This is a genomic window from Flavobacterium sp. N502540 (genome assembly GCF_025947365.1).
Classification (GTDB): Bacteria; Bacteroidota; Bacteroidia; order Flavobacteriales; family Flavobacteriaceae; genus Flavobacterium.
In genome coordinates this window covers 4,038,184-4,061,886 of the sequence record NZ_CP110012.1, presented here as the reverse complement: position 1 = coordinate 4,061,886, position 23,703 = coordinate 4,038,184, and the positions used below count along the sequence as shown (strand labels likewise).

Sequence of the window (23,703 nt, the reverse complement as noted above, 5' to 3'; positions counted from 1 at the left end):
TTTATTTAGTAAATTTTTGTAAATCTGTTTCCACTCTGGCATTCATTTCATCTGCCTCTTTTTTATACTTCGTAGCACCATTAAACTTAATCAAGTTTCCATAAGCTACTTTAGCCACATTTAAACGCTCTTCCATTTTTGAAGGAATACTGTTTATTGCTAATTTATATGCTGAATCGTATTTATAAAACAATGCATCTTCTTTTAACGGTGTTCCCGGAAAATCAGCAATAAAATTATCAAAAGCGATTAATGCTGATTTGTAATCAGAAATTGTATTGTATCCTTTAGCGTTTTCGTATGCTTTTTTCTCCAGTTTACCATTTAAAACTTTTACAGCTTCGTTTGCCTGAGCGATATACTCAGAATTTGGATAACTTTCAATAAAAGTTTGTAATTTCTCTAAGGCTTTTACAGTGTCTGTCTGATCCAGGCTGTAAACAGGCGCTAATTTAGAATAACTGTATGCTCCTAAAAAAGCAGCTTCCTGAACTTTTTCACTTCTGGGATAACCGGAAACGAAACTCTCAAACTGGTAACCTGCTAAGTAATATTGCTTTGTTTTGTAATAAGATTGTGAGAACATGTAAAATAATTTCTCTGCCTGAGGTTTCCCTCTGTAAGAAGATGCCAATTGTTCAAAAAGACGTATGGCTTTTGAATATTTACCTGCATCGTACATTTTCGTTGCAACTTCGAATTTTGCAGCAACATCATCGTTCTTTAATGCCTTTTGGTATTCGCTACAAGAACAAAAAAGGACAACAATAATTAACAGAGATACTATTTTTTTCATTTTCTTACTTTTATTATGATTCCTTAGACAATTATGCCAAAGCAAAATCACACCGAAGTTTCGGTGGCAAATTTAGTTATTAATTTAGCTACTACAAAATATTTTTTGGTACAGAGCCTGTTTAAATTTTATTTATTGGATTTCTTATCATAATTTTCAACTGCAACTTCGTTATTCTTTTATATAATAGCGCTACTATTCTATAAAAACTTGTCTTGTTTCGCTCGAAAATCCTTTGATAATAAACCTCAAAAATAAATTCTAAACAGACTCTAATAAAATACCGACAATCTCATGCTTATTTTATGCTGTTTTTTACAAATTCATTCAATCTGCCTGCTAATGAATCATCAACAGATACCAATGGTAGGCGAACTGTGTTCTCAGCAATACCAAGGGCTTGAAAAACTTGTTTGATTCCGGCAGGATTTCCCTGCTCAAAAATCATATCAATACAATCAGATAAAAGATACTGTGTTTTAAACGCTTCAGTTACCTTTTTATTGAGTCCCAAACGAATCATTTCTGTAAATTCTTTTGGAAAACCTTGTCCGATAACCGAAATTACCCCTGCTCCGCCTGCCAAAACAATTGGCAAAGCAATCATATCATCTCCCGAAATAATCAGAAAACCTTCCGGTGCATTTTTAATCAACTGTAAAGCCTGAGCCATATCTCCGGCAGCTTCTTTAATCGCTACCACATTACTAAAATCATTCGCCAAGCGAATTACTGTTGACGGCAGCATGTTACTGGATGTTCTTCCCGGAACGTTATATAAAATCACAGGAATTGGAGAAGCTTCTGCAATAGCTTTAAAGTGCTGATAGATTCCTTCTTGTGTTGGTCTGTTATAATACGGAGAAACAGAGAGTATAGCTTCAAAAGCAGAAAAATCTCTTGTTTTCAATTCGGCTACAATTTCCATGGTATTATTTCCACCAACTCCAAGTACTAACGGTAGTCTTCCTTTATTAGTATCTATAACCGTTTTAATCACCAGTTCTTTTTCGGCTTGTGTCAGAGTAGCATTTTCTGCCGTTGTCCCCATAACTACAAGATACTCAACACCACCGTCTATCGAAAAATTAACGATGCGCTGTAAAGCTTCGATATCTACTGAAAAGTCTTTTTTAAATGGGGTTACAAGCGCAACACCAGTTCCTATTAATGATTGCATATTCTACTTTATAATTTTATTTTATACTCTTTAAATATCTAAACAATTCGTGCACGAAAAGTTTGTAATTCTTTATAGCAGTATCAATCATCCATCGATTTAATTTTTCATCTACTGATGCGAATCCTACTTTAAACTTCGCTTTTGACCTGGCAGTTATCAGCATCAAAATGGCCATTTCAATGTCATAATAACTAATCAAAAGATCAAATTCTGTTTTTATAAATTCATTTAAGAAACCTTCCGTAATCTCCCCCTTCCAACTGACACTTTTTTGTCCAAAAGTTGGTCTTGCATACGTTTGTTTCTCGCTAAATTTACTTTTGTACACTGCAATTTTGATGTTCTCAGGAGTAATTCCTTTCGAGACTAACTCCTTTATCAGGTCTTCTGAATGATCAAATCTACTTTCATCGATCAGTAAACCAATTGTTTGCACATTACTTGTAAACACTTCGTTTTTGACATTATTCAAGTTATTTTTTAATGATTTTTTTACAAAAAATTCCTTTATATAATTTAAAAACATAGTACTTTTACCAGATTACAAAATTAATTATTTAAGTCGCATTTAAGATGGTAAAACTAAAAAAGTATAACGGAGTTTTGAAACTTTTTGTTATATTCTTAACACTTTTTTTTATATTTTCCTGTAGCCAGAAAAATTATAATCTAACAAAAATTGAAGGAAAGCAACTTCCGATAACTGAAAAAGGGACTGAAACGCCTGCTATTGAGAACTTTATTAAACCTTATCGTGATCACATTAATAAGGATTTAGATAATGTTCTGGCTTATTGCCCTGAAACTCTTGATAAAAGTACAGGGAAATGGCAAACCAGCATTGGTAACCTTATGGCTGACGTTTGTGTTAAAAGAGGAAACCTGGTTTTTGAGGCACGCGAGAAGAAAAGAATTGATTTGTGCTTACTAAATCATGGTGGTATCCGAGCTATATTACCTAAAGGAAATGTAACCAACAGAACAGCATTTGAAATTATGCCTTTTGAAAACAGTATGGTGGTTATGGCTTTAAAGGGGGATCAAATTTTAGAAATGACTTCCTATATTATTAAAGCGCAAAAAGCACAGCCTTTATCAGGTATGACTTTTACTATTGCAAAAGACAAGACTGCAAAAAACATTATGATTCAGGGAAAACCTCTTGATCTTAATAAAATTTACTATGTAGCAACAAATGATTATTTGGCAAATGGCGGAGACAGTATGTCTTTTTTCGCAAAAAGTGTTCAAAAATATGATCTGAACTACAAACTGAGAGATGTATTAATTGATTACTTTAAAGAAGTTGATACGATTCCGGTAGCAAAAGACATCCGAATTACAGAAGAATAAAAATCCCATTTCGCAAAAACATACAAAATGAAAAGAAGAGAATTTATCGAAAAAACAGCTGCAAGTACTGCCTTATTAAGTCTAGGTTTGTCGTTGAGCAGTTTTGAAAGTAACGATATCAAACACTTAACCATTCTACATACTAACGATGTTCACAGCCATATTGATCCATTTCCGGCTGATGATCCTCGTAATCCAAACAAAGGTGGTGTCTCACGCAGAGCCGCACTTATAGAAACGATTCGTAAAGAAAATCCAAATGTACTTTTACTGGATGCCGGCGATATTTTTCAGGGAACTCCTTACTTTAATTATTATGGAGGGGAACTGGAATTTAAACTGATGAGTATGATGAAATACGACGCATCGACTATTGGAAACCACGATTTCGACAATGGTCTTGACGGATTACATGCACAAATGCCTCACGCTAGTTTTGATTTTATCTGCTCGAACTATGATTTTAAAAATACGGTGATGAACGGCCTTGTAAAACCGTATAAAATTTTCAATAAAAACGGAATTAAAGTAGGGGTCTTTGGTTTAGGAATTGAGCTTGCAGGCTTGGTTGACAAACAAATGTATAAAGAAACAATTTACAACAATCCTGTAGAAATTGCACAGGACATGACGCAATTGTTAAAGAAAGAAGAAAAATGCGATTTGGTTGTTTGTCTGTCACACCTTGGATACAAGTACAAAGATGATGAATCTAAAATTTGTGATTTAAAACTGGCTGCTCAAACTCAGGATATTGATTTGATTATTGGAGGTCATACACATACTTTCTTAGACAAACCAACTGTTGTAAAAAACAAAGCCAATCAGGATGTTTTGGTGAATCAGGTAGGCTGCTATGGAATCAATTTAGGAAGAATAGACTTTTACTTCGATAAGAACAAAGCTCACACAAACGAAGGGAAATCAATTATTGTTTAGCGCTTTTCTTTTTTTTGGTTTTCGTTTTTTCCAGGAAATACTCGACCATAAAAAAGTATGCTAAAATTTGAGTGACATCCCGGATCAGTACCAGGACTACGGAATAGGAAAAGTATTCATTGAAAATATAGAATATATCTGAAAAGATATAGGAAATTGCCATTAATGACATGAGTAAAGCTAAGTAGGTTCCTTTTGTAATATAACTAATGAAGGACAAACAGCTTAACACACTTAAGACAATTCCGTAGATCATATAGATCAAACTAAATCGTTTCATATTATCAAATTGCATTCCCAATGCTGATACTAAGAGATATACGATAAAAATAACTACTATAGAAACTGGAAGAAAATCTTTTTTTTCCAGTTTTATTTTTTCATGCCCTCCCAGATAAAGTCGGATAATTAAAAGATAAACGACTAAAAAACACAAAACTCCTCCCAGTTCAGAACTTTCAATATCCATTAGATTAAACACCTGACCAATAAAGCTGAAAAAAAAGATAACCCCTTCGATTTTCCCGATATTGAATTCGGTGCTAATCAAAAAGTAAATAAAAATCGAAGGAATTACAATGGCTTTGGCATAAGTCGCAAATAAAAACAGCTCGGTCCAGTCAAAAATGGCCGTGCACAATAATGCTAAAAAAAATAAAATCAACGACGGTTTATTCGCTTTCATTTAGTTTGTTTATAAAATCTTCTTCAGACAGAATAGGGATATTTAATTTACTGGCTTTTTCTAATTTTGCCGGCCCCATATTATCTCCTGCGACAACAAAATCTGTTTTTGCCGAAATAGAGCTTCCTACCTTACCACCATTGTCTTCAATAGTTTTCTTCAATTCATCTCTGGAGAATTGAGTAAAAACTCCTGAAACCACAAATGTTTTTCCGATAAATTTTTCGGTAGCATTCGGGTTTATCTTCTCTACAATTTCAAACTGAATACCGTAACTTTTGAGGCGGTCTATAATTTCCTGATTCTCTTTATTCTCAAAAAATTCAATTACACTTTTGGCAATTCTTTCTCCAATTTCATCTACCAAAATCAAATCCATCAGTGTAGCCTGACGTAATGCATCAATATTTTTATAATGTTTCGCCAGTTTTTTGGCTACCGTTTCACCTACAAAACGAATTCCTAAGGCAAAAAGAACGCTCTCAAATGGGATTTCTTTTGATTTCTCTACTCCTTTTACCAGATTCTCGGCAGATTTTTGCGCCATTCTCTCTAAAGGTAAAATATCTTCTACTTTTAATTCATACAAATCGGCATAATTATGCACCAATCCATTATTGAAAAGCAAAGTAACTGTTTCGCCGCCAAGTCCTTCAATATCCATTGCTTTTCTTGAAATGTAATGTTGAATCCTTCCAATAATCTGTGGTGGACATCCATAAAAGTTAGGGCAATAATGATTGGCTTCTCCTTCATTTCGAATCAATTCGGTTTGGCATTCCGGACAATGTGTGATGTATGCAGTAACTTCTGAATCTTCTGGGCGTTTTGACAGGTCGACGGCAATTATTTTCGGAATGATCTCTCCTCCTTTTTCTACAAAAACGGTGTCATTGATTCTGATATCCAATTTTTCAATCTGATCCGCATTGTGTAAAGAGGCTCTTTTTACAATGGTTCCGGCCAATTGTACCGGTTCTAAATTGGCCACGGGTGTTATTGCTCCCGTACGGCCTACCTGATACGAAATAGACTGAAGTGTGGTAGAAACCTGCTCTGATTTGAATTTATAAGCTATGGCCCAACGTGGAGATTTTGCGGTGTATCCTAATTCTTCCTGATGCTGAATACTGTTTACTTTTACGACTACCCCATCGGTTTCGTAAGGTAAGTTATGACGGTGTACATCCCAATAATCAATGAAGTCGAAAACTTCCTGCATATTTTGCACCAGTTTTGCTTCGTTAGGTACTTTGAACCCCCAATTTCTGGCAGATTCCAATCCTTCAAACTGGGAAGTAAATGGTAAATTGTTTCCTGTAACAAAATACAACAAACATTCTAACGGACGTTTGGCAACCTCAGCACTATCCTGTAATTTCAAACTTCCTGAAGCTGTATTTCTGGGATTTGAATAGGGTGTTTCTCCTATTTCAATTAGATCCTGATTCATTTTTTCGAAACCGGCAAAAGGCAGAATTATTTCTCCTCTAATATCAAATTTATCCGGGTAGTTCCCTTTTAATTGTAAAGGAATCGATTTTATAGTCTTGATGTTGTTGGTTACCTCATCTCCCTGAAAACCGTCTCCTCTTGTTAAAGCCTGAACCAGTTTTCCGTTTTCATAAGTAATACTGATCGAAGCTCCATCATATTTTAATTCGCAGGTATACTGCAGATCTACATTTCCTAAAACTTTCTGAATTCTGGTTTCCCAATCCAGTAAATCTTCTTTAGAATAGGAATTATCCAAAGAATACATCCTGTATTGGTGTGCAATTGTTTTAAAATTCTTGGTCACAGTACCTCCTACTCTCTGAGTTGGGGAATTTTCATCAAAAAACTCAGGATGTTTATTTTCTAAATCCTGAAGCTCCTTTAACTTAATATCAAAATCATAATCAGAAATTGTAGCGTTGTCTAACACATAATAATCGTAATTATGCTGATTAAGTTCGTTTCGTAAAGCCTGAATTGTTTCTTGAATACTCATAAGATTTTAAAATACCGGAGGTTTTGATTTTGAATAATTGAATACCAAAATTAGGATTATTTTTGTTCAAAAACAGTAAAATCCGAAAGTTTTATAAACTCAAAAATCAAGTTGCAAAAAGATGCAACTTGATTTTCTTCCTGCCCATTCTTCTTAAAAAAGAATTAATAAAAACCAACTTCCAAATGGTTTCTTCATTTTACAAATTCAAACTAACAATCAAATCATTAGCCTAAAAATGTAACTCTATTTTTGAATTATAATAAAGTCTGAGCGTCTGTTTAACAAATGTTCCGCCTCGGTACATTTTACACCATTTTTGCATTTATTGATCGGACGGCTTTCACCATAACCAATAGCACTTTCGATTCTTGCAGTGTCAATACCTTGTGAAAGGATATAATCACGTGTTGATTTAGCTCTATTATCTGAAAGTTTCAGGTTATAAGCATCTTTACCTCTGGAATCGGTATGGGACTCAATTTTGATGCGGATTTTAGGAAATTTTCGCATCACAAATACTACTTTATCCAGTTCAGTGGCAGCCAAAGGTGTAATATTGTATTTGTCGTAATCAAAATAAATCGGATTAACGTCTACTTTTTCGACACCTTGTTTTTTCACTACCAGATCATCATAATTACTAAGCTCAAAATCAATATCGGTAATTTCAGCTTCATTGATTTTGGTCGTGGCAACTGTTTTTTCATCGTCACTGTAATTAAATTTTGAAGCTACCAGACGAACTGTTTTGTTACAAGGAACAGTGACTGCATATTTGCCATCAAAATTGGTTTTAGTTTCTGCCAAAACCTCATTGTACGAATCATAAGCAATTACTGTAACATCGGCTAAAAGTGCTTTTGATTTATGATCGATTGCTTTTCCTGAAATATTCTGATTGCAAACGGGTTGTCCTTTAGTAAAGGAATAAATATCATCATCGCCTTTTCCTCCTGCTCTGTTTGAAGATACATATCCATAACTTCCGGTTTTATCAATCACAAAAGTAAAATCGTCTTTATTACTGTTTACCGGAGCTCCTAAATTTTGTGGTGTCGAAAAACTCCCATCGGATAACATTTTACTTTCGTACACATCTAAATCTCCCAAGCCATAATGTCCGTCTGAAGAAAAATAAAGTATTCCGTTTCGAAAGAATGGAAACAAGTCATTCCCTAATGTATTGATTTTTGGTCCTAAATTTTGAGGCGAACTGATGGTTCCGTCGTTTGCAATTTTCACTACGTACAAATCGGTTTCTCCATAACCGCCCGGCATATCGGAAGCGAAGAAGAGTAATTTACCATCGTCGCTTAAACTAGGATGCCCAACCGAATAATCGTCACTGTCAAAGAATATTTTTTGAGGATTTTCTACTTTTCCGTCAACCAAAGATCCTTTTAGAATTTGGAAGTTATTGATTCTGTCCTGGTCGACTACTAATTTGTTTTTCTTGACAATATTAGAGGTGTAATAAATTGTTTTTCCGCTGGCATCAAACGAGGCTGTGGCTTCATGATATTTAGTCATCACATTAGGGATAAACAATTTTTCGTTGAACAAGCCACCATCGGCAAGATTTCTTTCTGCAATATACAAATTCAGAAAGGGCTGATTGTTCCAGTTGTAGAGTTTATCGGCAAACTTTGTAGTATCTCTGGCCGATGAAAATACAATTCGGTCCTGAAAAAAAGTAGCCCCAAAATCAGATTTACTGGTATTAATGTCTAAGTTTCTAATGTTGTACAAAGACTTTGTTTTGGCCAGACTGTCCAATTGTTTTTTCTGGGCGACATACCGATTAATCTCTTTTTGATCTCCCTTTTTATTGAGATACTCTTTGGTGATTTTATCGGCTTCGTCATAATCCATCACGGCTTTCATAGACTGAATATAACGCAGGTAATAAATGTCGGTTAAATTATTCCCTTGTATCTGATACAGTCTTTTATACCATCGAAGCGCATTTCTTCCGTCGGAAATAAAATAATAGGAATCTGCAGCATTTTTTATGGTTTGTGCTGTTGGATTCTCTATATTCTGCAAACACTCTTCATAAGCTTTAGCTGCATCGGTATAAGAGAAATTTCTAAACAATGCGTCGGCCTTTTTTAAATTAGTCTTTTGAGCAAAACCAAAGGTAATGCTCAAGACTAAACTGAGGATATATAGTTTTTTCATAGAATTTATGTTTTAGAAGAATCGAGGTGATTTGATTTTACTTTGCTTTTTAGTAAACTGATAACGCAAGATGATCTCATGTGATCCATCATTGTATTTATTCAAATCACTAACGGTATAATCAAAAGCATAGCCCGCATAAAAACTTCTGGATATCTGAAAACCTGCCAGAATACTTAGCGAGTCGTCTGTTCGGTAAGATCCTCCTATTACAAACTTTTCTGCTATCATAAAATTTGCCGAGATATCAGCAGTAAGTGGTGCTCCACTCACTGCTTTTACCAAAAATGCCGGTTTAAATTTTAAGTTCGGATTCAGATCAAAAACATAACCTCCCATCAGGTAGTAATGTAATCGATCGTAAGATATTGATTCCTGAATATCATTGTAATAATCACTTCTGATAAAGCTTGGAACCGAAAGCCCTACATACCACTTGTTAGTGTAATAGTACACCCCTGCTCCTACAGCCAGTTTCAATTGATTATTAATATTCTGATTCAGTAATACATCATTATCATTATAGAATCGCCCTTTTGACCAGTCTATATTTAACATTCGCATACCTGCTTTCAACCCGAATGCGAGTCTTTTTTCATATCCCAGAGGAACTGAGTAAGCGAAGTTTCCGTCGATATACAATTCGTTCGACGGGCCAATTTTGTCGTTAACGACGCTTAACCCTAAACCAATCATCTCGTTTCGAAGCGGTGAATGAACAGAAAACGATTGTGTTTCTGGTGCTCCATCAATTCCAACCCATTGCGAACGGTGTAAAAGCGTCGCCTCTATGGTTCCTGTAGATCCTGCATAAGCTGGATTCACCGACATCGTATTGTACATGTATTGCGTGTACTCCGGATCCTGCTGTGCGCTGGCACAAAATGTGATAAAAGAACATATTAAAATAAAATACGATTCTAATGATTTTATATATAGTTTCATAACGATACTTATTAAGTTTAATTAATTAGATGATTAATACGGCTGCTTATCTCATTATAGATAACCATCCTTTTTTAACCGTCCCGTCTCCTATTGCTATCACATAGAAATAAGTACCTGTTGGCAGCATATCTCCTCTGTTGATAACTCCGGATACATTAGCGGTTCCGTCCCAATCATTTTCATAATGTTGTTTACTATATACTAATGAACCGTATCTGTTATACACTTTCAACTCATTATTTGGATAAGTTTCGATACAATCAATTCTGAACAAATCATTTGCCCCGTCATTGTTTGGAGTAAATTCATTGTAAACGGTCAAACAAATTGGTTCAACAGAAACTGAAGCCGAATTATTTGATGGATCTACATCTAACGGAGTGGAAGTCTCGACAGTTGCAACGTTTAAATATTTACCACCTGGCAATACTTCTGCTACAATTGTGAGCACAACACTTTGTCCTGCATTCAACGTTGGAATCGTCCAAATTTGGGATAACAAATTGTATGTTCCTGCAGTTGTAGATGCGCTTATCAAATTATATCCGCTAGGTAATAAATCGCTAACGATCGTATTGATAAAATTACCCTGACCAATATTATTTACTGTTACGGTAAATGTTATCTGATCACCAAAATTAGGTTTCGGATTGCTAACTGTATTGGTTATCGTTAGATCAGAACAAGTTGCTACAGTTACATTTAATGATTTTGTAGTTCTCTCGTTACAAGTATTAATATACTCAACCTCAACTTTACCCGGTCCAATATCTGACCAGGAAATGGTTACAGAACCGTCGTTAAGTCCTCCGCCTGAAGTAATTGTTCCGTTAGAAACTGACCATACATAATTTGATTTTCCATTGGCAATTGAATAAGTAATTCCCTGGAATACACATGGCGTATCATCCGTCGTAGTAATAGGAACCAATGCATCATTGTCAAATGCAACAGTCACTCCTAATCTAGGAACTGCTCCACAGCCATTGGTAATATTACCTTGTGCCGCAGCATAATAAGTTCCTGCAGCAAGAGGTGTATTGGCTGCCAAAGGAGTTCCTCCAGATGTAGTTGCATACCAAACAATATTTGGCTCATTTACTACAATATCCTGAACTGTTGGCCCTGCTGATAAACAAAATACTTGCGTCGTTCTTGGAGTAGTAACACTAAACGGTGTGTTTACCGTTACTGCAACAGCCAGTCTAATTGGATTTTCACAACCAGAACTGCTTGCGATTACTCCATAATAAGTACCAGTAGCTAAAGCTGTAGCTGCCGGAATAGCAGTTCCGCCTGTTGGAGTACTGTACCAGATTACGCCGGATTCATTTACCTGAATGTTAGACACTTTTGGTGCATCTACTGAACAGAAGTTTTGAGTTGCTGCACTAGTTGTAGGTGTTGCCATTGGAGTTACAATGGTAATAACAACCTGCAAACGATTAGCACTTTTACATCCAGTTACCGGATCTGTGATTTCTCCATAATAGGTACCGGAAGTTAAAGCGGTTGTCAATGGAATTGCTGTTCCACCTGTTGCACTGCTAAACCAGGCTACATTACTTTCGTTAACCTGAATACTTGCAAAAGTTGGAGCACTTGTAGAACAGAAATTCTGAGCCGTAGCAGTTGTGGTTGGATCTTTAGAAATTCCGACAGTTACAGTAACTTTCAGTCTGACACTGCTTTCACAACCGGATACCGGATCTTTTATCGCTGCATAATAATCACCATTTACCAATGGTGTAGTTCCCGCAACGACAGTTCCGCCAGTTGCAGTTGTATACCACACGATGTTGCTTCCGTTTACTTGAATATTAGCAACCGTTGGATTATTTCCTGAACAGAATACCTGAGTTGCAGCTGTTGTTGTTGGCGTGCCCGGATCGGTTACATTAATTGTTACCGCCAATCTTACGGCGCTTTCACATCCTGATACAGGATCTTTAATTACTGCATAATAAGTACCGCTGGTTAAAGCTGTAGTAGAAGGAATCACTGTTCCTCCAGTCAGTGCTGTATACCAAACAATATTTGCCTGATTAAACTGAACACTTGCAAACGTTGGTGCATTTACGGTACAGAAGGTTTGTGTTCCTGCTGTTACCAGTGTTGGTGTACCAGGATCAGTAACATTGATCACTACGGCTAATCTTACTGCACTCTCACAATTGGTTACCGGATCTTTGATTACTGCATAATAGGTACCGCTGGTTAAAGCTGTGGTCGATGCAATCACTGTTCCTCCTGTTATTGCAGTATACCAAACTATATTTGCCTGATTAAACTGAACACTCGCAAAGGTTGGTGCATTTACCGTACAGAAATTTTGTGTTCCTGCTGTTACCAGAGTTGGTGTTCCAGGATCAGTAACGCTGATCGTTACGGCTAATCTCTCAGCACTTTCACATCCTGAAACAGGATCTTTTATTACCGCATAATAAGTACCGCTGATTAAAGCTGTTGTAGAAGGAATCACCGTTCCTCCAGTTACTGCTGTATACCAAACAATATTTGCCTGATTAAATTGAACACTTGCAAAAGTTGGCGCATTTACCAAACAGAAGTTTTGTGTTCCCGCAGTAACTAATGTTGGTGTTCCAGGATCAGCAACATTAATGGTTACCGCTAATCTTACGGCACTTTCACATCCTGATACAGGATCTTTTATCACTGCATAATAAGTACCACTGGTTAAAGCTGTAGTGGAAGGAATCACCGTTCCGCCAGTCAGCGCAGTATACCAAACTATGTTTGCCTGATTAAACTGAACACTTGCAAAGGTTGGCGTATTTGCCAAACAGAAGTTTTGTGTTCCAGCTGTTACGAGTGTTGGTGTTCCAGGATCAGCAACATTAATGGTTACCGCTAATCTTACGGCACTTTCACAGTTTGTAATCGGGTCTTTTATTACTGCATAATAAGTACCACTGGTTAAAGCTGTGGTCGACGGAATCACCGTTCCTCCGGTTATTGCAGTATACCAAACAATATTAGCTTGATTAAACTGAACACTTGCAAACGTTGGTGCATTTGCCAAACAGAAGTTTTGCGTTCCCGCTGTTACTAATGTTGGTGTACCAGGATCAGTAACATTGATTGTAATTGGTACTCTTTCTGTACTTTCACATCCTGATACCGGATCTTTAACCGCAGCATAATAAATTCCGGTAGTTAAAGCCGTTGTAGAAGGAATAACTGTTCCTCCGGTTAAAGCTGTGTACCAAACAATATCGGCAGCAATGGCTGGACTTACGTCGATTGTTGCAAAAGTTGGCGCATTTACCAAACAGAAATCCTGAGTAGTTTTGGTAATAATTGGTGCTTCAGGATCGGTTACAATAATGGTAATCGCCAATCTCACATTGCTCTCACAAAGAGTTACCGGATCTTTGATTGCGGCATAATAGGTACCACTTGTCAATGCTGTAGTCGATGGAATTAAAATTCCTCCGGTTAAGGCAGTGTACCAAACTATATTAGCAGCAACAGCAGGACTTACGTCGATTGTTGCAAAAGTTGGTGCATTGGACAAACAGAAATTTTGAGTCGTTTTTGTTATTACAGGTGTTCCCGGATCGGTTACATTGATGGTAATCGCTAATCTAACAGCACTTTCACAACTTGTGATTGGATCTTTGATTGCAGCGTAGTAAACTCCAGTGGTCAAAGCTGTGGTGGATGGAATTAAGGCTCCTCCAGTAAGCGTCGTGTACCAAACAATATTGGCAGCAACAGCAGGACTTACATCAATCGATGCAAAAGTTGGTGCATTCACCAAACAGAAATCCTGAGTAGTTTTAGTGATTACCGGTGTTCCAGGATCAGTAACACTAATCGTTACCGCTAATCTCACGGCACTCTCACAGTTAGTTACCGGATCTTTGATTACGGCATAATAAGTACCGCTGGTCAAGGCTGTAGTAGAAGGAATAACTGTTCCTCCAGTCAACGCTGTATACCAAACTATATTGGCTTCATTAAATTGAACGCTTGCAAAAGTTGGAGCATTTACCAAACAGAAGTTTTGTGTACCTGCTGTAACTAAAGTTGGAGTACCCGGATCAGTAACACTGATTGTTACCGCTAATCTTACGGCACTTTCACAACTTGTGATTGGATCTTTGATAACAGCATAATAAGTACCGCTAGTTAAAGCTGTAGTGGAAGGAATAACGGTTCCTCCTGTCAACGCTGTGTACCAAACGATATTGGCTTCATTAAACTGAACACTCGCGAAAGTCGGTGCATTGACCAAACAGAAGTTTTGTGTTCCTGCTGTAACTAAAGTTGGCGTACCAGGATCGGTAACACTAATTGTTACGGACAATCTAACAGCACTTTCACAAAGAGTTGTTGGATCTTTAATTACTGCAAAATAAGTACCACTGGTTAAAGCTGTAGTAGAAGGAATAACGGTTCCTCCGGTAAGCGCCGTGTACCAAACAATATTCGCTTCATTAAATTGAACGCTTGCAAAAGTTGGAGCATTTACCAAACAGAAGTTTTGTGTTCCTGCTGTAACTAAAGTCGGGGTACCCGGATCAGTTACGTTTATTGTAATTGCCAATCTCACATTACTCTCACAAAGAGTTGTTGGATCTTTGATGGCAGCATAATAAACTCCGGTAGTCAAAGCTGTAGTCGATGGAATCAAAGTTCCTCCGGTAAGCGCCGTGTACCAAACAATATTGGCGGCAACAGCAGGGCTTACATTAATCGATGCAAAAGTTGGTGCATTGACCAAACAGAAATTCTGCGTAGTTTCTGTAATCACAGGAGTTCCCGGATCAGTTACGTTTATCGTAATCGCTAATCTTACGGCACTTTCACAAAGAGTTACAGGATCTTTAATTGCAGCATAATAAACTCCGGTAGTCAAAGCTGTAGTCGATGGAATTAAAGTTCCTCCGGTAAGTGCTGTGTACCAAACAATATTGGCAGCAACTGCTGGACTTACATTGATTGATGCAAAAGTTGGTGCATTGATCAAACAGAAATTCTGTGTAGTTTCTGTAATCACAGGTGTTCCCGGATCAGTCACACTAATCGTTACCGCTAATCTCACAGCACTCTCACAATTTGTGATTGGGTCTTTGATTACGGCATAATATGTACCGCTGGTTAAAGCTGTAGTAGAAGGAATCACGGTTCCTCCGGTCAGCGCCGTATACCAAACTATATTGGCTTCATTAAACTGAACACTCGCAAAAGTCGGCGCATTTACCAAACAGAAGTTTTGTGTTCCTGCTGTAACTAATGTTGGTGTTCCCGGATCGGTAACACTGATCACTACCGCTAATCTTACGGCACTCTCACAATTGGTTACCGGATCTTTGATTACAGCATAATAAGTACCGCTGGTTAGAGCTGTTGTAGAAGGAATAACTGTTCCTCCGGTCAACGCTGTATACCAAACGATGTTGGCTTCATTAAACTGAACACTCGCGAAAGTCGGTGCATTGACCAAACAGAAGTTTTGTGTTCCTGCTGTGACTAAAGTTGGCGTACCAGGATCAGTAACACTAATTGTTACGGACAATCTAACAGCACTTTCACAAAGAGTTGTTGGATCTTTAATTACTGCAAAATAAGTACCACTAGTTAAAGCTGTAGTAGAAGGAATAACGGTTCCTCCAGTAAGCGCCGTGTACCAAACAATATTCGCTTCATTAAACTGAACGCTTGCAAAAGTTGGAGCATTTACCAAACAGAAGTTTTGTGTTCCGGCAGTAACTAAAGTTGGGGTACCCGGATCGGTTACATTAATTGTAATTGCCAATCTCACATTACTTTCACAAAGAGTTGTTGGATCTTTGATGGCGGCATAATAAACTCCGGTAGTCAAAGCTGTAGTCGATGGAATCAAAGTTCCTCCGGTAAGCGCCGTGTACCAAACAATATTGGCGGCAACAGCAGGACTTACATCAATAGAAGCAAAAGTTGGTGCATTTACCAGACAGAAATCCTGTGTAGTTTTAGTGATTACTGGTGTTCCAGGATCGGTTACGTTAATGGTAATTGCTAATCTAACATTGCTTTCGCAAAGAGTTGTTGGATCTTTAATCGCAGCGTAATAAACTCCGGTAGTCAAAGCTGTAGTCGATGGAATTAAAGTTCCTCCGGTCAACGCTGTGTACCAAACAATATTAGCAGCAACAGCCGGACTTACATTGATTGATGCAAAAGTCGGTGCATTGACTAAACAGAAATCCTGAGTAGTTTCTGTAATCACAGGAGTTCCCGGATCAGTTACGTTTATCGTAATTGCTAATCTTACATTGCTTTCACAAAGAGTCGTAGGATCTTTGATAGCAGCATAATAAACTCCGGTAGTTAAAGCTGTAGTAGATGGAATTAAGGTTCCTCCGGTCAACGCCGTGTACCAAACAATATTGGCAGCAACGGCCGGGCTTACGTCGATCGATGCAAAAGTTGGTGCATTAACCAAACAAAAGTCCTGAGTAGTTTTAGTAATCACAGGTGTTCCCGGATCGTTTACGATTACGGTTACAACTGATCGAACTGAGCTTTCACAACCATTTAGGTCTCTGATCGCCCCATAATAGGTTCCGCTTACCAAAGCAGTTGCAGGATTTAATGCTACTCCTCCTGTGGCTGCACTGTACCAAACCACATTAGTCTGATCGGCCTGAAGATTAGCAACTGTAGGATTACTTATCAAACAGAAATTCTGATTGTAAGTAGTAGATGTTGGTGTACCCGGATCATTAATAAGTACGGTCACCAATCTTAATTCTCCATTTTTATTTTGGCATGTAAAGTCACTTGAAACGGCAACATAATAAATCATCGGACTCATTGCCGGTGTTAAACCTGTAGCGGTTAAAACTCCGCTACCACTAATTGCATAGGTTACTCCGCCAATTGTTCCGCTAAAAATAGGCTGCGTTTTGTTCGCGTCTAAATACCAGGAGAAAACAGGATTTGTCAAAGTGCTTGACGGTGTTAGTACCGCAGGTGTATCATGACAAATAGAAGCATTGTTTATTGAAATATCGGTTACCAGTGAGCTTGGCAAAATAGTAAAAGTCACTTGTTTTCTGTCTGCCGGAGCAGTTTCACAATATTCGTCAGAACTTACTCCAACATAATAGGTATAAGTCCCCGGAAGTAAACCGGTAACTATTAACTTAGAGGTTACCTGACCAGGAATTAGCTGACTTGTTGTGCCATCAAAACTGTACCAGTGGTATACCGGATTGGTAAGTACTGGTGTAGCACTTAAAACAGCATCTAACGTTACTGTACCGCTTTCAGAACAAATAATAGTCGCACTACCTCCATTTATAGTTACGTTTGTAATAGTTGCTGCAGGAACAGTTGCTCTTACAGTTACTGTAACTTCACCTCTTTCGAGAGCCGGACATCCGTAACGAATTGGCTGAATATAATATTTGTACGTTCCGGCAGCTAACGTAGCAGGAAGTGTATAAGTCTGACCGCTGGCCAGCAGATTTCCTCCCGTAGGCGAATCGTACCAGGCATAATCAGCACAAGGCTTCGGAGGGACGACGAGCGTGAGGTTGGCTCCCGGACAGACCGTTATTTTATTATCAGGATCGGCTCCTATCACTTCTGTATTGGTTGTACGATCTACTGAATGAACTCTAAGCTGATCTAAAACAGTAGCAACACCTCCATAAGTTATCACTACTTTATCGTAAGGCTGCGTTTGAGGTGCAACAATAGTCATAGCCATTGTATCTCCTGAAAGCAGTTTTAAAGTCAAAAGACTGCTTGTATTGGCAATTGGTCCGCCAACCGGAATATTTCCGGAGTAAAGCTGAATGGTAAATCCGGTAAGTAAATTAAGATTTAAAACTGTTCCCGGTTTAGAAATTACAATTCTTAAACTGTCACCCACCATAGAAGGTGTTCTAAAAGTTGCTGTCAGCTCTGAAGCTGCCAATACTCCTACAGCATTAAACATTGTTGCGTAAGTTGCAATATCTTTATCGGCTATATTCCATGGATTTGAAACTCCAACCGTAGCCGTTAAAGCACCTACTCCCAAATCTTTTACACCGGAGAAAACATCTTCGATATCGCCCTGACCACAGGTGATCTGAGCTACTTCTCTTTTGTAATAAGTATCATAAACATTGATATTTTGTGCTACACTTAAAACAGATCCCAGCTGCACACGGATACCGTCGTAATCCTGAAGTCCGGAAGTATTAGAAGGAACAAAAGTATATTCGAATGAATTTTGTCCCGGTAACAGATTCAATAAAGATCCCGTAACCGATTGTAATGTTCCAATATCGATAGGGTTGTTAGATCCGTCACGTTTAGTACCTACAACTGAGATACTTTGTGCTACAGCAAGCAAACTGTTTTCTAAACCTAATTTTACCGTTACCGGTGTTCCTTTGGCAATTGTAGTTGGCCATTGCAAGTTTTGCCAGGTCGTTCCAATACCCAAAAGCCCTAAACCGGTTGTAATAGTTGAATAGGTGCTCGGATCATTATCGGCAGCAAGAGGTCCATTAGTTACCCCTCCGGTAATGATTGTTCCTGAAGACTGAGTATTAGCGTACACTCTTTCCTGCAAGGTATCACAGGCAGCAGGATCAATCACACTAATCGTGATGGTCTGGCTAACTGTACAGGTACCATTGCTGGCTACTACGGTATAAGCAAAAACACCAACAGTATTAAGAACACCTGTATTATTTGAAGGCAATACATTACCCTGCTGATCGTACCAGGTTATAGTTCCGTTTGAAGTGGCTGATAAAGCAACAGAAGAACCTTTAGTAACCGCTATTGAATTTGTTAGTACTGTTAAAGTTGGTAACGGATTAACCGTTACTGCCACAGGCAGCTTAACTGACGGACAATTGCCTCCAGTAAGTTGAGCCTGAATAAAGTAATTCCCATTTGCCGTAATATTTGACGCAGCCTGATCTGTGATTGGATTATTTCCCGCATCAAAGAACGTATAAGTAGTGTTTCCTGATGTATCAAAATTTGTAATCGCATCTTTCAGACTTACTTTAGCACAACCTGACAAAGTTGGTGTTACCGTTAAAACAGTACCTGTCGGGAAATTAACAACAACTTCCTTAAGAAATCCTGATGCATTCTCACAGATACCTCCATTTAGTACAGACACATAATAGGTATAAGGAGCATTTATCTCTGTAAGTCCGCTGATGGTAAGGGCGCCTGTTCCTAAATCTTTAGAATAAGTAACCCCGGCTATCGTTCCGGTTGCTTCCTGTGTTTTATTTGCATCTAAATAATACTTGAATGTTGCTCCTGCTAAAGGAGAAGAAGGAGTCAAAACAATACCTCCGGCACAAGAAGCTGTTACAGGACTTGTTATATTGATATCACTAGCAGTTGGCAGAGGTAAAACTGTTACCGTAACTGCCTGACGAACTGTATTAATACAAGTTCCGCCACGTGTAGCTTCTAAATAAAATGTAGTAGTAGCACTTAATGCAGCCGTTGGATTCACAGCTACTATGTTTCCTCCGGTTGGAGCATCGTACCACACGAATGTATCTCCACCTGCAGCACTTGCTGTAAGTGAAGCTGTTTGCCCTGCACAAATTGGTGTTGCGTTCCCTGTTATTACTGCATTGGCAAATCTATAAGAAGCTTCATAAATCTCCAGACTTGACAAAACAGTAGCCAATCCATTTAATCGAACACGCACACTGGTAAAAGTACCCGCTGCAACAAAACTTGCTTTGAAACGATTTCCGGATAAGATCTGAACATTCAGAAGATTATTAATCGTACTAAAATCTCCATTAGGTACCCCTGAGTTAAAACTTTGCAGGCTAACATTAGAAAGTGCACTAATATCAAGAAGTCCAACAGGAATTCCCAGCTCCACATCTATAATATCGCCTGCCTGCCCCGTTGTTGGAAAAGTTAAATCTTGCTGAATATGATCCGTTACTAAACCAATAGGTATTGAAAGAGTAGCAGCTGTAGCATTATTACCGTCTACAGAATTTCCATCTGCACTGGAACTACAGGTTAAACAGTTTGTGGTTCCTCCTTTAGTAGTTACTTGTGAATTAGCTAATAAACAATTATTTACACCACTAATTACGGTAACAACGATTGGAACTCTTGTAGTATTAATACAATCTGTAGTTAAGTCGGTTGCCTCAACATAAAAAGTTTTACTGGCTGTTAAAGCCGGACTGGGTGTAAAACTGTTTACATTATAAGCCAAAAGTGTGCCACCGGTTGGCGCATCGTGCCAGCCGACAGCAATTCCAGGTACGCTTTGAACCTGAAGTGTTACGTCCTGACCGGACTGAATAATGATATGTGACACTACCGGAACAGGAGCCGCAGGTATTGGATTAACAGTGACTGTAACCGGTGTACGGGTTGCACTTATACAACTTGCGATTGAAGCTTCGACATAATAAGTAGTCGTCGCGGTCAGATTTGGTGTATTGAAAACAGTACCTGTAAACACCAAATTCCCACCGGAACTTGCATCATACCATTTGTAAACAGTCCCGACAACCGGTGACTGAATGGTAATTGTTGTTGAAGATCCACTGCACAAATTCAAAGGACTGGCTACAATCGTTCCCGGAGCTATCGGATTATTTACCGTAACAGAAACAGGATTTCTTTCACTATTCACACAACCATCGCGAGTAATTTCTACATAATAGATCGTATTTGCGGTTAAAGCCGGAGTAGTATAAGCCGCTGTGCTGGCTAATAAAGTTCCTCCTGTTAGCGCGTCGTACCATTTAATAGTTTCGCCAGCAACAATATTTGCCGTTAAAGTAGTCGTTTGTCCTCCACAAATTGTGGTATTTCCTGTAAATGATGGCAACTTATAGCGATGAGTAGCCTGATAAATTTTTAAAGTAGTTAAGGCAGATACCAGTCCGCCCAATCTAACTTCTACACGATCAAAATTAGCTCCCGCAGTAATAGTCGCTCTAAACTTATCCCCCGACAACAACTGTAAAGTAACCAGAGCGTTATTGATAAAAGTGCGATCATTATTATAAGTCGCACCATTATAAGTAGCCAGACTCACAGCTCCTAACAAGCTCAGATCAGCAATTCCTCCCGGTAACTCCAAATCAACATCTATAAAATCACCAGTTTTTCCGGGATTATTAAATTGTAAGGTTTGCTGAATCCACCCATTAACCAAACCTACTGGAAGTGTTATAGAAGATGCAGTAGCACTATTCCCATCAACAGAATTGTTCTGGGCACTTGAAGAGCAAAGTAAGCAAAGACCGTTTTGAGTAGTTTGCTGACTGTTCGCTTCCAGACATCCTCCTAAAGGATTCGCTAAAACCGTTACCGTAACAGGAGCTCTGGTAGCACTCACACAGCCTCCTGCGATAGTACGAGACTCCACATAATATGTTTTGGTTGCTACTAATATTGGAGTGGTAAATGTATTTGAATCTCCTAATAATTTTGTTCCACCAGTAGGCACATCATACCAATCCAAAGTTACTCCCGATTCAGCTGTTGAAGCGCTTAAAGTAGCATTCTGACCGGATAATATAGATACGCTTTGGGTTAAAATAGTAGCGACCCCGGGAACCGGAGTTGAAGTAACAGTAACCAGAGTTCGTGTTGGTGTCACACAGGAACCAATCGATGCTTCGACATAAAAATTGGTCACGCCTGTCGGAACGGTTGGTGTATAAGTACTGCCCGTACTCAATGCCACACCGCCTGTAGGCGCACTGTACCAGGAGTAAGTTGTTCCCAATACCGGATTAATAACCGACAAGGTAGTTGCCTGTGTTGCTCCCGAAGAACAAATTGAAGTTCCCACCGTACTTATCGTTGGCAATACCGGGTCCAGAACATTAATAGTTACCGGAAATCTTTCATCACTTTCGCAACCTGCACTTCTTGTTATACCTATATAATAAGTAGTACTTGTGGTTAGTGCCGGCGTTGTAAAAGTATTCACGCTTGAAAGAGCTGTGGTAGAGGTTGGCGAACTGTACCAGGCCAATGTAGTTCCGGCAGCAGGCGTTGCAGTTAGTGCAATAGACTGTCCTACACAGACAGATTGAGTTGCCCCACCTGTAATGGTTGGTTTTGCAAACTCCAATCGCACATCGTATATGCGTATATTGGTCAAGACACTAAGCAATCCGCCTATTTCTACCTTAACCTGATCGGAATCCGCCGTTAAGGTATACTTTATCGTACCTGTAGTTGCTCCACTAATAGCGTTCACATTCAGTAACGGACTGTTTAAAGCCAATGCCGTACTGCTTGTACTATTGACTGAATTGCTTGGCTGGATTGTCGCATTAGACAATAATCCAACATCCAGCAAATCGGCATTTGATCCGTAAACAATTACAATCTGGTCGCCGGCTTTCGCCATCTGACTAAATTTAACTGTTTCCTGCACGGAACAAAGTACACCCAGTGCATTGGTTAATGATGCATACGTACTTGTATTTGCATCATAAGCAAAGGTTGGGTTTAGTACTTCTGTAGTCCCCAAACATACTCCTGCTCTACTGTTCGTTTGAGAGATGGGTCTACAAAAAGTCTGGGCAAAATTTTCATTGCAGAAGAGCAGTAAAAAAATTAATCCCAATAATCTCCTCTTCATAAGAAGATCATAAAAAGTAAATTTTTTTTTCATAATTTGGAAGATTAGAAAATGGACAATAAAATACCTCTTGCGATAAGCACGTATGCTTAGGCAATTTCAAAAAACACTAATAATCAACTTGTTGAAATAAAATTTAGATTCCCAGAATACCTAAGAATGTAAACAACATTTCAGTAAAAAAAATCATGCTGTACACTCTAAACAGAAGTACATTAAAGAACCGCTCCTATTCTTTCGAATAAAAGACATACCAAAAAAAGTGCGGAAATGCCGATCGAAATCAGACTTCCAAAAAGGATGACTTGTATTAACCAATTTTCATGAAAGAAAATATACGTTTTGGAGAACTGGGAAATTCTACCTCCTATATAGTCTGATTCAATATTCATAAAAAGTTGATTACTCTTTTTATAAACTTTATTTCTTTTAGAACAGAACTCTAAAAATTGAATCAATTCATTTTAAAAAACGCAGTGCGGATTTAAAAAATTTTAAACACAACAATACGTTTCATCAACAAACCCCTTATTAGGATTTGAAAATAAAATAATACTAAAACTGGAAAATTTATGAAACAAGTTTGAAGTGGAACAAAAATTAAATTTGATGATAAATTCATTTTTTTTCAAACTCTTAAAAGATAAAGCTAAAATAATACGAAAACCTAATGCAAACTTGATAAAGAAAGTAGTGATCAATTCCATACGCAAACTAATTAAGTTATTATAAAAAACCTCAACTCTAGATAATCATACAAAAAACACTATTTGATGCATTACATAATAACTTAAATAGTCGTTTTTGAAAAAAAACAAAAAAGTTTTGTTTAACTTTTTCTTATACTAAAATTAGAAAAAAGGAAAACACTAAACAAGTATAATTTTCCAGTTTTTTCAATTTACAGAAAAACCGAAAATAGAAAAAACAGGTAAATCATCGGGAAAACCTGCCCTAATAACGCCAAAATGGGATGAATTAAAAGAATGAAAATATTTTA

At 37.9% G+C, this 23,703-nt stretch carries 10 protein-coding genes; 2 read left to right on the top strand and 8 right to left on the bottom strand.

Features of this window, described 5'->3' with window-relative positions; all coding sequences use genetic code 11:
• Position 1: 1 nt before the first annotated feature.
• The 3 genes from OLM58_RS17045 to OLM58_RS17035 all read right to left on the bottom strand — a co-directional run bounded on the left by OLM58_RS17045 (position 2) and on the right by OLM58_RS17035 (position 2,505).
• Positions 2-796: an outer membrane protein assembly factor BamD gene (locus tag OLM58_RS17045; RefSeq protein WP_017497141.1), complete on the bottom strand. Its 795-nt coding sequence runs from the start codon at positions 794-796 to the stop codon at positions 2-4.
• Positions 797-1,094: 298 nt separating this feature from the next.
• Complete coding sequence (gene dapA / locus OLM58_RS17040; protein WP_264529837.1) at positions 1,095-1,976, bottom strand: 4-hydroxy-tetrahydrodipicolinate synthase; 882 nt, start codon at positions 1,974-1,976, stop codon at positions 1,095-1,097.
• A gap of 16 nt (positions 1,977-1,992) precedes the next feature.
• Complete coding sequence (locus tag OLM58_RS17035; protein ID WP_264529836.1) at positions 1,993-2,505, bottom strand: DUF6913 domain-containing protein; 513 nt, start codon at positions 2,503-2,505, stop codon at positions 1,993-1,995.
• A gap of 47 nt (positions 2,506-2,552) precedes the next feature.
• Between OLM58_RS17035 and OLM58_RS17030 the strand changes: the two genes are divergently transcribed.
• On the top strand, positions 2,553-3,332 hold the full coding sequence (locus OLM58_RS17030; RefSeq protein ID WP_264529835.1) for a 5'-nucleotidase C-terminal domain-containing protein: 780 nt from the start codon (positions 2,553-2,555) through the stop codon (positions 3,330-3,332).
• A gap of 27 nt (positions 3,333-3,359) precedes the next feature.
• Positions 3,360-4,271, top strand: a complete 912-nt coding sequence (locus OLM58_RS17025; protein ID WP_264529834.1) for a bifunctional metallophosphatase/5'-nucleotidase — start codon at positions 3,360-3,362, stop codon at positions 4,269-4,271.
• Here OLM58_RS17025 and OLM58_RS17020 read toward each other — a convergent pair.
• The 5 genes from OLM58_RS17020 to OLM58_RS17000 all read right to left on the bottom strand — a co-directional run bounded on the left by OLM58_RS17020 (position 4,261) and on the right by OLM58_RS17000 (position 22,736).
• Complete coding sequence (locus tag OLM58_RS17020; RefSeq protein ID WP_264529833.1) at positions 4,261-4,956, bottom strand: lysoplasmalogenase; 696 nt, start codon at positions 4,954-4,956, stop codon at positions 4,261-4,263. The two genes, OLM58_RS17025 and OLM58_RS17020, sit on opposite strands and share 11 nt — an antisense overlap.
• A complete protein-coding gene (ligA, locus tag OLM58_RS17015; protein ID WP_264529832.1) occupies positions 4,943-6,949 on the bottom strand; it encodes an NAD-dependent DNA ligase LigA in 2,007 nt (668 codons plus the stop codon). Before ligA ends, OLM58_RS17020 begins: the two co-directional genes overlap by 14 nt.
• A 246-nt stretch (positions 6,950-7,195) precedes the next feature.
• On the bottom strand, positions 7,196-9,133 hold the full coding sequence (locus tag OLM58_RS17010) for an OmpA family protein (RefSeq protein ID WP_264529831.1): 1,938 nt from the start codon (positions 9,131-9,133) through the stop codon (positions 7,196-7,198).
• 12 nt (positions 9,134-9,145) lie between these two features.
• Positions 9,146-10,078: a type IX secretion system membrane protein PorP/SprF gene (locus tag OLM58_RS17005; protein ID WP_264529830.1), complete on the bottom strand. Its 933-nt coding sequence runs from the start codon at positions 10,076-10,078 to the stop codon at positions 9,146-9,148.
• A 46-nt stretch (positions 10,079-10,124) separates the two neighbouring features.
• Positions 10,125-22,736 carry a gliding motility-associated C-terminal domain-containing protein gene (locus OLM58_RS17000; protein WP_264529829.1) on the bottom strand — a complete coding sequence of 4,204 codons (12,612 nt, stop codon included), beginning with the start codon at positions 22,734-22,736 and terminating at the stop codon, positions 10,125-10,127.
• Positions 22,737-23,703: the final 967 nt, after the last annotated feature.

Bases quoted from the DNA above. Each gene is read 5' to 3' on its own strand.
- OLM58_RS17030 (WP_264529835.1), top strand. From the start codon at position 2,553: ATGGTAAAACTAAAAAAGTATAACGGAGTTTTGAAACTTTTTGTTATA.
- dapA (WP_264529837.1), bottom strand. From the start codon at position 1,976: ATGCAATCATTAATAGGAACTGGTGTTGCGCTTGTAACCCCATTTAAA.
- OLM58_RS17035 (WP_264529836.1), bottom strand. From the start codon at position 2,505: ATGTTTTTAAATTATATAAAGGAATTTTTTGTAAAAAAATCATTAAAA.
- OLM58_RS17000 (WP_264529829.1), bottom strand. From the start codon at position 22,736: ATGAAAAAAAAATTTACTTTTTATGATCTTCTTATGAAGAGGAGATTA.
- OLM58_RS17020 (WP_264529833.1), bottom strand. From the start codon at position 4,956: ATGAAAGCGAATAAACCGTCGTTGATTTTATTTTTTTTAGCATTATTG.
- OLM58_RS17005 (WP_264529830.1), bottom strand. From the start codon at position 10,078: ATGAAACTATATATAAAATCATTAGAATCGTATTTTATTTTAATATGT.
- OLM58_RS17045 (WP_017497141.1), bottom strand. From the start codon at position 796: ATGAAAAAAATAGTATCTCTGTTAATTATTGTTGTCCTTTTTTGTTCT.
- ligA (WP_264529832.1), bottom strand. From the start codon at position 6,949: ATGAGTATTCAAGAAACAATTCAGGCTTTACGAAACGAACTTAATCAG.
- OLM58_RS17025 (WP_264529834.1), top strand. From the start codon at position 3,360: ATGAAAAGAAGAGAATTTATCGAAAAAACAGCTGCAAGTACTGCCTTA.
- OLM58_RS17010 (WP_264529831.1), bottom strand. From the start codon at position 9,133: ATGAAAAAACTATATATCCTCAGTTTAGTCTTGAGCATTACCTTTGGT.